Below are 12,148 nucleotides of genomic sequence, written 5' to 3'. Positions count from 1 at the left end.
GGGCAGCGCCGGGTCCGCCGCCTAAAGTGGTATCCATGCCCTTTGCCCCGCACCTTTCCCTGCTGTGCCCGGTATGCCGGCAACCCTTCGAGCCTTCCGGAGCCCATCCGCAGGCCGGGAAGCGGCTGGTCTGTCCGGCAGGGCACAGTTTCGACGCCGCACGGCAGGGCTACTTCAACTTTCTGGTCGGGAAAGGGACGGCTTTCGAGGCGGACTCTGCCGCCATGGTCGAAGCCCGCCACTCCTTCCTCGCCGCGGGGCATTACCTGCCGCTGGCAACCGCCGTGGCAGCCGCCGTCGTCCGTGTCCTGCCGGCTACCGGCGCGGCGGTCCTTGATTCCGGCACCGGGACGGGCCAGTACCTTCGGGTGCTCCTTGACCAGGCAGCGGCAACGGCCCCCGCTGCCTACGGCCTGGACATCTCCAAATACGCGCTGCGGCGGGCAGCCCGGCTCAACCCGGAGGCCATGAACCTGGTCTGGGACATCTGGCAGCCGCTTCCCCTGGCAACAGATTCCGTGGACGCCGTCACGGTGGTGTTCGCGCCCCGGAATCCTGCCGAGTTCGCCCGGGTCCTGCGGCCCGCCGGTCGGCTGGTGGTGGTCACCCCCCGCAGCGGCCACCTCGCCGAACTCGCTGCGCGCACCGGGATGCTGGCCATTGAGGAGGGTAAGGACGCGCGGCTGGCTGCTGCCATGGCCTCGCATTTCGATCTCGAATCATCCTCGGACATCGACATTCCGTTGTCACTCACGGTGTCGCAGGCAACGGACCTGGCTTTTATGGGGCCAGCCGGCCACCACCTGGGCCGCGAGGCCATCGCCGGCAGGCTCGCGGGCAGCAGGGAGCCCGTGACTGCCGAAGCCCGCTTCAAGCTGTTGGTGTTCACCCCTGCGCAGACGCCGGCGGAGTAACGACTTGGCCAATATCCCGGCCCGCACGGATGCGCCCGCCCCCTCCGGGAGGCGTCCGGACTAGGATGGAAGTGCAGTGACTGGGGGGTCTGCGGCACGCGGCTCCACGAAGCAGAGGGGGAACGGCATGTTCGAATGGCTGGGCGAAAACTGGTGGGCATTGTGGCTCACCGCGTTCCTGGCATTTGCGGTGATCGAGATGATCACCCTCGACCTGTTCTTCATCATGCTGGGCGGCGGCGCCCTCGCGGCCCTGGTTGCCGACTTCGCCGGCGCCGAGGGCTGGCTGCAGATCATCATTTTCTGCGTCGTTTCGCTGCTGATGATCGCCTTCGTCCGCCCCGTGGCCCTTTCGCACATCAAGAAGGGTCCGGCTGAGCAGCGGACCAACGTGGACCGCCTGATCGGCGAGTCCGCCGTGGTGATGGAAGCCGTCACCACAGCCGGCGGGCTGGTAAAAATCGGTGGCGACATCTGGAGCGCACGCTCCTCCGCGGGCGACCTGCCCGCCGGCCAGCACGTGGTGGTGGCCGCCATTGAAGGCGCCACAGCAGTGGTGTCAACGCCGCCACCGGCCACCCCCGCCCAGTCCTGACAGAGTCTTATCAATTGGGGAAAGAGGAGATGTATGGAAAACGCAGGAGGGACCGCCCTGGCCATTGTGCTGGTAGTCCTGATCATATTTGTGGTGATTGTCCTGGTCAGGTCGGTGCGGATCATTCCGCAGGCCCGGGCCGGCGTGGTGGAGCGGCTGGGTAAGTACCAGCGCACGCTCAATCCCGGCCTGACCATCCTGATCCCGTTTGTGGACCGGCTGCTGCCGCTGCTGGACCTGCGTGAACAGGTGGTTTCGTTCCCGCCGCAGCCCGTGATCACCGAGGACAACCTGGTGGTCTCCATCGACACGGTGGTCTACTTCCAGGTCACCGACGCCCGCGCCGCGACCTACGAGATCGCCAACTACATCCAGGCCGTGGAACAGCTCACCACCACCACCTTGCGCAACGTGGTGGGCGGGCTGAACCTCGAAGAGGCGCTCACCTCCCGGGACCAGATCAACGGCCAGCTCCGCGGCGTCCTCGACGAAGCGACCGGCCGCTGGGGCATCCGGGTGTCCCGGGTGGAGCTCAAGGCCATCGATCCGCCCCACTCCATCCAGGATTCGATGGAGAAGCAGATGCGCGCCGAGCGGGACCGCCGTGCGGCCATCCTCACGGCTGAGGGTACCAAGCAGTCCGCCATCCTTACGGCCGAAGGCCAGCGGCAGTCGTCCATCCTGAAGGCTGAGGGCGACGCGAAAGCGGCGATCCTCCGCGCCGACGGTGAAGCGCAAGCCATCCAGAAGGTCTTCGACGCCATCCATAAGGGCAACCCTGACCAGAAGCTGTTGGCGTACCAGTACCTGCAGACCCTGCCGAAACTTGCCGAAGGCACGTCGAACAAGCTGTGGATCATCCCCAGCGAACTCACTGAGGCACTGAAGGGAATCGGGGGCGCCCTGGGCGGCACCAACCCGGATCCCTCAGCGGACGGATTCGCCGCCACCCCGGCAGCGCCCGCCCAGCCCTGAACCACCGGGCTGATTGCCCGGGAGGGGATCCGCAGTAACCTGCGGGTCCCCTCCCCTGTTTTGTGCCTGCGCCGGTTGAACCGGTATACTCGGGTATTTGTCCGGCTGGAGCAATCCGCTGGAACAACACAGCTTCGCGATGCGTTGAATCCTATGATGCAGCACAGAGCACAAAGAAGTCCGGCGGTGCTTCGTTACTGCCGGCCAGCGCGGGTTTTCCTACCGCGTAACGACCAGAGGGAGAAATCATGAGCGATCGCAGCCTGCGGGGCATGCGCCTTGGCGCGCAGAGCATGGAGACCGAGTCCGGCGTCGAGCCGGCGCCGCGCCAGCGGGTCGAGTACCGCTGCGAAGACGGCGAGCAGGTTTTTGTCACCTTCTCCTCCGAAGCGGAAATTCCCCCGGTCTGGGTTTCGAAGACCGGCAAGGAAGCGCTCCTGGTGGACGGCGAACGCCCCGACACCAGCAACGACAAAGCTGTCCGCACGCACTGGGACATGCTGCTGGAACGCCGGTCCCTTCCCGAGCTGGAGCAGATCCTTGAGGACCGCCTGACCATCCTGCGGGAACGCCGCGGAGAGCGTCGCTCAGCCTAGCTGCCGCAACAGAAAAGGGGCCATCCCGCACTTCGGTGCGGGATGGCCCCTTTTCTGTTCAGCCGGAACGGCTGCGGGAGCCGTCAGATCGCGGCTTTCCTGCCGGTCAGAGCCTTCCAACGGGCAGCCAGGCCCCACTTGGTGACGTTGATCATGGCCTCAACCACAATGTTGCCGCTCATCTTCGACGCCCCGAGTTCGCGCTCCACAAACGTGATGGGCCGTTCCTCGATGCGCATGCCCATCCGGGCCACCCGCCAAGCGAGGTCCACCTGGAAGCCGTAGCCCACCGAGTCCACCTGGTCCAGGTTCAGCCGCTCCAGGGTGGTCCGCCGGAAGGCACGGTAGCCGCCGGTGACATCCTTGATCTTCAGGCCCAGCATAAGGCGGGCGTAGGTGCTGCCGATCCGGGAAATGGCCTGGCGGTACAGCGGCCAGTTGACCACGCTGCCGCCCGGAACCCAGCGGGATCCCATGGCCAGGTCGGCGCCCTGTTCGATGGCTTCCAGGAGCTGGGGAAGTTGCTCGGGCTGGTGGGAGCCGTCAGCGTCCATCTCCACGAGGACGTCATAGCCCGCCTCGAGGCCCCAGCCGAAGCCGGCGATGTACGCGGCGCCAAGGCCTTCCTTTCCTTTACGGTGCAGGACGTGGACCTGGGCGTCGTCGGCAGCGATGGAGTCGGCGAGCTTGCCGGTGCCGTCAGGGCTGTTGTCATCAACCACCAGCACGTCCGACGACGGGACGGCGGCCCTGAGGCGCTGGAGCGTCTTGGGCAGCGATTCCAGTTCGTTGTAAGTGGGGATGATCGTAAGGACGCGCACAGAGGGCCTTTCCTGGGAGGAGCGGTCAATGCACCAGAGGGTGAGCGGGTCACCGGCGGGCGCAACTACCCATTATAGGGCGGACGGGGCGCCGGTCAGTGACGCAGGGCCGGGCTCGCGAAGAGTTCGACGCCGTTGCTCACCGTCTGCAGGCACGTCGGGTCGGTCCCGGTATCCAGGGCCGGCAGCAGCGGCGTCCTGGCGCGGGGATCAGTGCTCCACGACTGGACCCGGCCATCCGCCACCTGCACCATCAACTCTTCGACCTCCCACACCGCGAAACTTGCCGGCGCGCCGGGAACCAGTTGCCCGGCCATAAAGTCGGGATGCCGGGCTGCCCGCCAGCCTGCACGGGTGTGGCCCAGGAACGCTGCGCGGGCGGAGATCCGCTGGTCCGGGTTGTGATGTTCCAGGCAGGCCCGGATGCTGGACCACGGCCGCAAGGGCGTGACCGGGCTGTCGCTGCCGAAACAGACAGGGACTCCCTGTGCGTAGAGGGTGGCGAACGGATTCATTCCCCGGCTCCGCTCCCCCAGCCGCTGTTCGTACAGGCCGCCGGGTCCACCCCAGGCGGCGTCGAACGCCGGCTGTGCGCTGACGGTGACGGCGTATTTAGCCAGCCTCGCCACCGCGGCGGCGTCCACCATTTCCACGTGCTCAAAACGGTGCCCGGCGGCGCGGACCCGCTGCTCGCCCACCTGTTCCGCGGCGAGGTCCAGCGCGTCGAGTGCCGCGTCCAGCCCGGCGTCGCCAATCACATGGAAGCCGCCCTGGATGCCCAGCAGCGAGCACGCGGCCAGGTGCGCCGCGGCTTCGTCCACGCCCAGGTACAGCGTGCCCTGCTCCGCTGAGTCGCTGTAGGCGGAACGGAGCGCCGCCGTCCGGGACCCCAATGAGCCGTCGATGTTCAGGTCACCGGCCAGGCCGCGGATCCCAAAACCGAAGCTGTCCAGGATGCTGCGGGCGTGCGCCTCGGACTCCGCCAGCTCACCCCAGTAGGGCAGCACCTCGGGAACCGCCGGGGCACCTGCGGCTCCTTCATTCCAGGCGGCCGCGATCCGGAGGTCTTCGGCGCCGCCGATGTGCGGGGCTCCCATCTCGGCGACCGCCACGTACCCGTTGGCTGCAGCCTCGGCCAGGGCCCGGGCCTGGTGCTCCCGGAGGGTTGCGGCCGGCAATGCCCTGGTGAACTGCCGGGCCGCTGCGTGCGCGTCCCGGCGGACCCGGGGGCCGCCGTCGAACCCGTCCCTGCCCCGAAGCTCCGCGGACCCGGCCAACGTTGCGGACACGAGGGCGGAGTGGACGTCCACCCGGGCCAGGTACACGGCACGGCCGCCGGCGGCCCGGTCGAGTTCCTCAGCGGTGGGCAGCGTCGCGTCAGCCCACCGCGTTTCATCCCAGCCGTGCCCCAGGACGGTGCCCTGGCCCGGCGCCGCAGCAACGGCCGCCAGCAGTTCAGCCGCCGAGGCGGTACTGCCCAGGGCCAGGGAGCCCAGCGCGATGCCGGTCTCGGTGAGGTGCGCGTGCGAGTCCACGAACCCGGGGGTCACCAAGGCGCCGCGTAGGTCAATGATCTCCATGGAACTGTCCGCGATGGACGTGGCCGCCTGTTCGGACCCCACCCAGGCCACGGTGCCGCCCTCCACCACCATGGCCGTGGCGAAGGGGTCTGCGGCGGTGTAGACGGACCCGTTGCGGTAAAGCACTGCTTTGGGGCGGCCTGCGGACGGGGATTCCGGGGTGGTCATGTAGGGCGGGGCTCCTCAGGGGAAGGGCCGGCGGGCGCCGGCGGACGGGAAAAAGTCAGAGAACGGACGAGTAGGCCACAACGCCCCGGCGGATCAGGGCGATGGCTTCGGCGCACAGCCGGGAAAGCCGGGGCTCCAGGCCGGGGATCTTGGCCAGTTGGTCCAGCAGGTCCACTACCTGCTTGACCCAGCGGACAAAGTCGCCGGCTGCGAGGTCAGTCCCGTTCAGGACCTCCTGCAGGTGCCGGCCGCGGGCCCACTTGTACATGGGCCACACCAGCCCGAGTTCAGGTTCGCCGGTCAGGGGAAGTTTGTTGTCCTCTTCCACGTCCTCCAGGGCGGACCATTCCCGGACCACAAGGTCCACTGACGTCTCCAGTGAGACGCTGGGCATGCGCGGCCGGAGGCCCCGGTCCTCGCGTTTGGCCTGGTAGACCAGGACGCTGGCCAGGGCCGCGACTTCCACGGCATCCAGGTCGTTGAATGCGCCCAGCCGGAGCGACTGGGAGATGAGGAGGTCCTTTTCGCCGTATATCCGGCGGAGCCGTTGGCCGTCGGGGCTGATGGACAGCCTGCCGTCCGGGGCGCTTTCGAGATAACCGTAGGTGGACAGGACGTCGCAGACACGGTCGAAAGTCTTGGCAATGGTGTTGGTACGGCCCTGGATCTGCCGGACCAGGCCGTCGGTTTCCCGGCGGAGCTTCCACCAGCGTTCAGCCCAACGGGCGTGGTCCTCACGTTCGCTGCACCCGTGGCAGGGATGCGCGCGGAGCGCGCGGCGCAGTTCCGTGATGCGCTTGTCCTGGTCCGGCAGCGCGGCTGCCCGGCCGAAGTCGTCGTTGCGGGTGTGGCCCGGGGCCAGCGGACGGTTCTCACGGAGCGCGTTCCGGGCGGAGGAGGCCAGGTCGCGGCGGGACTTGGGCACCTTCGCGTTGAACGACTTGGGGATCCTGATCCGCGTGACGGGTGAGATGGGTCCCTCAAGGTCGTCAGTGCCGATCCGGCGCAACTGGTTGTCCAGGGTCAGGACCGCAGGCCGGGGCTCACGGCTGCCGTGGTCCGAACTGAGCACAATCGCCGGGCCGGGGGCCCGCCCACCGGGAACGTCTACTACATCCCCCGGCAGGAGCCGGGCCAGGGAGTCATCGCTCAGGGACTTCCGGTTCCGGTACTTGGATTTGGTGCCGGCGTTCTCCGCGTCGGAAAGTTCCCGGCGCAGGCGCGCGTACTCGGTGAAGTTGCCCAGGTGGCAGGTCATGGACTTGGCATATCCGGCCAGGGACTCTTCCCGGCTCCTGACCTGCTTGGCCAGGCCCACCACTGACCTGTCCGCCTGGAACTGGGCGAAGGAAGACTCCAGGATTTCCCGGGCCCGGGCGCGGCCGAACTGGGCCAGGAGGTTGATGCTCATGTTGTAGGTGGGCCGGAAACTGGAGTTCAGCGGATAGGTGCGCCTGGAGGCCAGGCCTGCGACCGCTGTGGGGTCGGTGCCGGGCTGCCAGAGCACCACGGCATGGCCCTCCACGTCGATGCCGCGGCGGCCCGCACGGCCGGTGAGCTGGGTGTACTCGCCCGCGGTGATGTCCACGTGCGCCTCACCGTTGTACTTATCGAGCTTCTCCAGCACCACGGACCGGGCCGGCATGTTCACGCCCAGCGCGAGGGTTTCGGTGGCAAATACGGCCTTGACCAGGCCGTCCACAAAGAGTTTTTCCACCACTTCCTTGAAGGTGGGGAGCATGCCGGCGTGGTGCGCAGCAAAGCCGCGCAGCAGCCCGTCGCGCCAGGTCCAGAAACCCAGGACATCCAGGTCGTCCGGCGGGATGTCCTGGCCGGCAGCGTCAACCCGCTGGGCGATGACCTGCTGCTCCTGCTCCGTGGTCAGCCACAGCCCCGAGGAGACGCACTGCGCAACGGCGGCGTCACAGCCTGCCCGGGAAAAGATGAACGTGATGGCCGGCAGCAGGTCCATCCGGTCCAGGCTGGCGATCACCTGGGGCCTGCTGGCCCTGCGGACCCCGGGTTCCTGGGCGCCGCGGGCCGGCCGGTCGGAGCCGCCGCGCCGGCCGCGCTGGTTCCGTCCGCCGGAGCCAGGCCTGCTGCGGAAGCCCTGCTGTCCCTCGCTGCGGGCCACGGAGAGGAGTTCGGGGTTCACATCGAAGCCGCTCCCGGGGGCAGCTGCGGTGACGGTCGCCGGAGCGCCGGAGGCGTCCACTGGCGGGGCGATCTCATCAAAGGTGGTCTCGCCGGCGAACAGGTCCACGATCTGGCGGCCCACCATCACGTGCTGCCACAGCGGCACCGGACGGTGCTCGGAAACGATGATGTCCGTGTCGCCGCGGACGGTGTCCAGCCAGGCCCCGAACTCTTCTGCGTTGGAAACAGTTGCGCTCAGGGAGGCGACCTGCACCTCGCTGGGAAGGTGGATGATCACTTCTTCCCAGACGGCGCCGCGGAACCGGTCGGCCAAATAATGGACCTCGTCCATCACCACGTAGCCCAGGTCATCAAGGGTGGCGGAATCCGCGTACAGCATGTTCCGCAGGACTTCGGTGGTCATCACCACCACCGGCGCATCGCCATTGATGCTGGTGTCGCCGGTCAGGAGACCCACGTTTTCGGCGCCGTATTTTTCGCCGAGCTCAGTGAATTTCTGGTTGCTCAGGGCCTTGATGGGTGTGGTGTAGAAGGCTTTCAGCCCGCGCTGGAGGGCCAGGAAGATGGCAAATTCGCCAACGATCGTTTTGCCGGCACCGGTGGGCGCCGCCACCAGCACTCCCCTGCCTTCCTGGAGGGAACGGCAGGCCTGGCGCTGGAAGTCATCGAGTTCGAACTCCAGGGTCCTGGTGAAAGCCCCCAGGTACGTGGCGTTTTCGGCTTGGCGTTCCGCGTTGGCACGGTATCTCTCTGCCGGTGATAACTCGTCAGGATCGGTGGGCCCGGTGGTGGAGAACATGTCCCAAGCCTAGCGGGAGCTTAGAGCTTCTTGAGCTCACTGCCGGGGGTGGCGACGTCCGCGGTGGCGTCCGTCTCAGCGGCGACCTTTGCCTCACGCTTGTCCCTGCGCTTGTCGTTGATGATGCACAGGCCGATGGCGGCGAAGAACAGGATCAGCAGCGGAGCCGCCAGCATCACCATGGACAGCGCGTCCGTGCCGGGTGCGGCCAGGGCGGCGAGGACGAAGACCAGGAAAACAATGATGCGCCAGGCCTTCAGGATGGTGCGGCCGCGGACCACGCCGGCCATGTTGACGCCGACCAGGATCACCGGCACCAGGAAGGAAACCCCCAGGATCAGGAACATCTGCGTGGCAAACGTGAGGTAGTCAGTGGCTGAGACGTTGTTGGCGCCTGTGGTGGGGGTGAACTGAAGGAGGGCCCGAACCACCGTGGGGAAGACCAGCCAGGCGACAAAAACGCCGGCGAGGAACAGCGGTACGGCCGCGGCCATAAATCCCAGCGTGTACCGGCGTTCCTTACCCGTCAGGCCAGGGGTGATAAAAGCCCACACCTGATAGATCCAGACGGGGCTGGAGATGACCAGGCCGATCTGGATGGCAATCTGGATCTTGAACGCGAACGGATCCGCGATGGTCGCGAAGTTCAGGACCGCGGTGCGGCCTGTCTGCTGCGCGATGGTGATGAGCGGTTCAGAGAGGTTGAAGACCACCGGATCGTAAAGGAACCAGCCGGCGATGCCGGCCAGCACCACGGCGATGGCCGACTTGATCAACCGGTTCTTGAGTTCCTTGAGGTGGTCCCAAAGAGCCATCCGGCCTTCCGGATTGGCTTTGCGGCCCTTCTTTTGTGCCACCTTGAACTACGCGCGGGTGGAGGGCGGTACGTCCGTACCGTCAGCGTTGCCGCTGGACGGGGTTTCGGGGCGCGGGTGGTTCACTACCCGGCCTTCGACGGGACCTGAGGCATCGGCGGCGTCGCCGTCAGTCTTGCCGTCGTTCTTCATTTCCTTGACCTCGGACTTGATGATCCGCATCGACTGGCCAAGGCTCCGCGCCATCGCCGGAAGTTTGGGCGCGGCAAAAAGCAGCAGTGCTACAACGATGATGATAACGATGGGCCAGGGGCCATCAAAGAGTCTTCCCATGGGAAATCCTTTCCTCTAAGTACATCCTACTTCGAAGTGAAGTCGAGATCTCCGAGCGCCTGCAGTTGGCCCCGGTCTGTCCTGCGCTGCACCCGGCGGCGCCGCCGTTCTTCCCGGCGTGACGCTTTGGCGGCCTCGTAATCATGTCTCATGATCTCGGGTGAGGCAAAAACAGCGGATCCGGCCGGCATCCGGTCGGGAGCAGGCGCCGGTTCGGGAAGGAACACGGGGCTGATGTGGCCCAGTTTTTCGCCTGCTGCGCCCAGGTCCTTGACCGTGGCCATGAATTTCCGGAACAGCCGGATGCCTAAAAGGAGGAACAGCAGCAGGGCCAGCGCAACAAGCGCCACCCATATTAGAATCCAGGACCACCAAAGCATGGTTTCGAGTCTAGCCGCCGTACCGGGCAAGCGACGCAGCGAGCCATTCCCGGGCCGCGTCGGCCAGGCCTGCCGGTGCCAGGATGCGGGCCTGGCCACCGTGCTGGGCCACAAACATGGGCAGCCACGCCGTGTTGCCGAACTGGATTTCCGCCACCAGGCCGCCGTCGGGAAGTTCCGCGGTACGCGCCGCATGGTATTCATCCGCAAGTCCCCGCCCCTGCCCGGTGAGTTGGACTGTTACGGACGTATCGCCGTCGTTCGCTGCGAACATTCTGCCGGAGCCGGCCGCGAGGGCCGTGGCATCCGTGCTGATCGATGTGCCGGTGGGGCGAAGGTCCTGGACCCGGTCGAGGCGGAAGTTCCGGAGCCCGTCCACCAGGTGGCAGTACGCCTCGAAGTACCAGGTGTCGTCCAGCGAGAAGAGCCGCAGCGGGTCCACGTCCCGCTCCGACACGGTGTCGCGCTGGGGTGAGAGGTACGTCAGGTGAAGTTGCGAGCCGGAACTGATGGCGTCCCGGACTGTGGTGTGGACACCGGCATCGGCAGGCGCCATGGCGGGTCCTGCCAGCGACCCCGCCCGGAGCCCGGCTTCGCCGGCTGCCGCCATAAGTTTGAGTGTCACTGATTCCAGGGCTCCTCCCCCGGCCAGTTCCGGCAGGCCGTTGAGGGTCTCCAGCCCGGCCAGCAGGGCGCAGGCTTCCTCCACTGTGAACCGGACCGGCCTGTTCAGGTCCAGGTCCTGGCTGATAAAAACGTGGTCGTCCTCCCACTGGATGTCCAGGAGGTCATCCGGGTATCCGCCGGGGAGCCCGGAACAGATCAGGATCCGCAGGTCGGCCTCGAGTTCCTGGCGGGAGATGCCAAAGTGCCGGGCCACTTTCTGGATGTGCAGTCCTTGATTGTGGACCAGGAACGGGACCAGTTGAAGCATACGTTTGAGCTGGTCCTCGGCTGTTCCTGCCCTGTCCTGCCGGGATCGTGCTCCGGAAAGGGTGAAGAGGGGAACGGGCGCTGCGCTGAAGTCCGCGGCGGCGCGGAGGCGGCGCTGCACCGCCTCAGCGAGTTCCGGCGGGGCAACTGCCACAGCGTCGGGTCCGTAGGAGGCCAGTTCCTCGGCCAGGACTTCGGGGTCGCGGTACGCGAGTGCCAGGCGTTCGTAGTCCGCATCGGGTCCGGCCGGGTGGTCCACATCATTGGTAACGGCCCGTTGCCGCAGGGACAGGAGGCGTCCTGTTCTGACGTCGACGACGGCGGTGCGGCGCGGGAGTTCGGGAAGGAGGTCCAGTTCCTGGCGGATGTTGAAGTCCGCAGGTGGGGTGTACTGCTCCCGTGCCAGGGTTTCCACGGAGCTGGTCAGCCTGGAAAGGCGGAAGTGCCGGGCGGCCTGCCGGGCCCGGTCGAAGCCGATCAGGTACCACTGACCGAACCGGCTGCCCAGTCCCCACGGCTCCACCGTCCGCCGTTCCTCCTGGCCGGTGGAGGCGGCGCGGTACCCGAAGGAGACCGGGTGCCGGGTGTGCATGGCCGCTACGAGGTCGTCAAACGCCTGGCCGGCAGGCTTGATGCGGGGCTGCACACCGGCGGGCAGCTTAATGTCGGCCATCTGGCCGGCCGCCTGAAGTTTCCGCATTGCGCTGCGGGCCGCAGTGCCCAGCGCCGCGCGTTCCCACAACTGGGAGGCAAGGAGCAGCACTGTCCATTCGTCCGGGCTGAACTGGACGTCCGGAAGACGGTTGGATTCCTTGCCGATCCGGTACCGGGTGGTGGCTGGATCGTCTTCGCTCCAGCCCAGGTCCGTCAGGGTTTCAACGTCGAAGCCGAACTGCCGGAGATCGTTTTTATCCCGTTCGAACATGCGGCCGAACGCCACGTCGTTTCCGGTGACGGTGCGGTACACGGTCTCCCGCAGTTCGCTGCGGCGCAGGCCGTACCGGGTGTTGAGAAGGGCGATCAGCAGGTTCAGGAGGCGTTCAGTGCGGGATGCGGACACGGTTGCTACGTTACTCAATGAC

General features: G+C 66.8%; 11 protein-coding genes. 4 read left to right on the top strand and 7 right to left on the bottom strand.

Features of this window, described 5'->3' with window-relative positions:
* Positions 1 to 35: 35 nt before the first annotated feature.
* The 4 genes from ACRB8A_RS09635 to ACRB8A_RS09620 all read left to right on the top strand — a co-directional run bounded on the left by ACRB8A_RS09635 (position 36) and on the right by ACRB8A_RS09620 (position 3,080).
* Positions 36 to 914, top strand: a complete 879-nt coding sequence (locus ACRB8A_RS09635) for a methyltransferase domain-containing protein (RefSeq protein WP_432244570.1) — start codon at positions 36 to 38, stop codon at positions 912 to 914.
* A 127-nt stretch (positions 915 to 1,041) separates the two neighbouring features.
* On the top strand, positions 1,042 to 1,509 hold the full coding sequence (locus ACRB8A_RS09630; protein WP_050687227.1) for an NfeD family protein: 468 nt from the start codon (positions 1,042 to 1,044) through the stop codon (positions 1,507 to 1,509).
* 33 nt (positions 1,510 to 1,542) lie between these two features.
* Positions 1,543 to 2,484 (top strand): SPFH domain-containing protein, encoded by a 942-nt coding sequence (locus ACRB8A_RS09625; protein WP_050687229.1) that lies wholly within the window; start codon positions 1,543 to 1,545, stop codon positions 2,482 to 2,484.
* Between the two features lie 248 nt (positions 2,485 to 2,732).
* Positions 2,733 to 3,080, top strand: coding sequence for an RNA polymerase-binding protein RbpA (locus ACRB8A_RS09620; RefSeq protein ID WP_013600997.1), 348 nt, complete (start codon positions 2,733 to 2,735; stop codon positions 3,078 to 3,080).
* Between the two features lie 83 nt (positions 3,081 to 3,163).
* On the opposite strand, the gene ACRB8A_RS09615 is transcribed toward ACRB8A_RS09620, so the two are convergent.
* The 7 genes from ACRB8A_RS09615 to ACRB8A_RS09585 form a co-directional block, all read right to left on the bottom strand.
* Complete coding sequence (locus ACRB8A_RS09615; protein WP_432244569.1) at positions 3,164 to 3,901, bottom strand: polyprenol monophosphomannose synthase; 738 nt, start codon at positions 3,899 to 3,901, stop codon at positions 3,164 to 3,166.
* A 95-nt stretch (positions 3,902 to 3,996) separates the two neighbouring features.
* On the bottom strand, positions 3,997 to 5,649 hold the full coding sequence (locus ACRB8A_RS09610) for an amidohydrolase (RefSeq protein WP_432244568.1): 1,653 nt from the start codon (positions 5,647 to 5,649) through the stop codon (positions 3,997 to 3,999).
* Positions 5,650 to 5,704: 55 nt separating this feature from the next.
* Positions 5,705 to 8,605, bottom strand: coding sequence for a DEAD/DEAH box helicase (locus ACRB8A_RS09605; protein WP_050687304.1), 2,901 nt, complete (start codon positions 8,603 to 8,605; stop codon positions 5,705 to 5,707).
* Positions 8,606 to 8,625: 20 nt separating this feature from the next.
* Positions 8,626 to 9,420 (bottom strand): twin-arginine translocase subunit TatC, encoded by a 795-nt coding sequence (gene tatC / locus ACRB8A_RS09600; protein WP_050687408.1) that lies wholly within the window; start codon positions 9,418 to 9,420, stop codon positions 8,626 to 8,628.
* A gap of 48 nt (positions 9,421 to 9,468) precedes the next feature.
* Positions 9,469 to 9,753: a Sec-independent protein translocase subunit TatA gene (gene tatA, locus ACRB8A_RS09595; RefSeq protein ID WP_050687306.1), complete on the bottom strand. Its 285-nt coding sequence runs from the start codon at positions 9,751 to 9,753 to the stop codon at positions 9,469 to 9,471.
* A 26-nt stretch (positions 9,754 to 9,779) separates the two neighbouring features.
* Positions 9,780 to 10,133 (bottom strand): hypothetical protein, encoded by a 354-nt coding sequence (locus ACRB8A_RS09590; protein WP_050687308.1) that lies wholly within the window; start codon positions 10,131 to 10,133, stop codon positions 9,780 to 9,782.
* A 10-nt stretch (positions 10,134 to 10,143) separates the two neighbouring features.
* The gene (locus ACRB8A_RS09585) at positions 10,144 to 12,126 is read right to left on the bottom strand and encodes a helix-turn-helix transcriptional regulator (RefSeq protein WP_432244567.1); all 1,983 of its coding nucleotides are present in this window, start codon (positions 12,124 to 12,126) and stop codon (positions 10,144 to 10,146) included.
* Positions 12,127 to 12,148 lie beyond the last annotated feature (22 nt).

This window comes from Arthrobacter sp. G.S.26 (assembly GCF_050847375.1).
Classification (GTDB): Bacteria; Actinomycetota; Actinomycetes; order Actinomycetales; family Micrococcaceae; genus Arthrobacter.
Note: the sequence above shows the minus strand (reverse complement) of the source record. Positions and strands in the feature narration are given on the sequence as shown.

What these genes read in the sequence shown, in the direction of transcription:
- ACRB8A_RS09635 (WP_432244570.1), top strand. Translation starts at nt 36, where the DNA reads ATGCCCTTTGCCCCGCACCTTTCCCTGCTGTGCCCGGTATGCCGGCAA.
- tatC (WP_050687408.1), bottom strand. Translation starts at nt 9,420, where the DNA reads ATGGCTCTTTGGGACCACCTCAAGGAACTCAAGAACCGGTTGATCAAG.
- ACRB8A_RS09625 (WP_050687229.1), top strand. Translation starts at nt 1,543, where the DNA reads ATGGAAAACGCAGGAGGGACCGCCCTGGCCATTGTGCTGGTAGTCCTG.
- tatA (WP_050687306.1), bottom strand. Translation starts at nt 9,753, where the DNA reads ATGGGAAGACTCTTTGATGGCCCCTGGCCCATCGTTATCATCATCGTT.
- ACRB8A_RS09605 (WP_050687304.1), bottom strand. Translation starts at nt 8,605, where the DNA reads ATGTTCTCCACCACCGGGCCCACCGATCCTGACGAGTTATCACCGGCA.
- ACRB8A_RS09620 (WP_013600997.1), top strand. Translation starts at nt 2,733, where the DNA reads ATGAGCGATCGCAGCCTGCGGGGCATGCGCCTTGGCGCGCAGAGCATG.
- ACRB8A_RS09590 (WP_050687308.1), bottom strand. Translation starts at nt 10,133, where the DNA reads ATGCTTTGGTGGTCCTGGATTCTAATATGGGTGGCGCTTGTTGCGCTG.
- ACRB8A_RS09610 (WP_432244568.1), bottom strand. Translation starts at nt 5,649, where the DNA reads ATGACCACCCCGGAATCCCCGTCCGCAGGCCGCCCCAAAGCAGTGCTT.
- ACRB8A_RS09630 (WP_050687227.1), top strand. Translation starts at nt 1,042, where the DNA reads ATGTTCGAATGGCTGGGCGAAAACTGGTGGGCATTGTGGCTCACCGCG.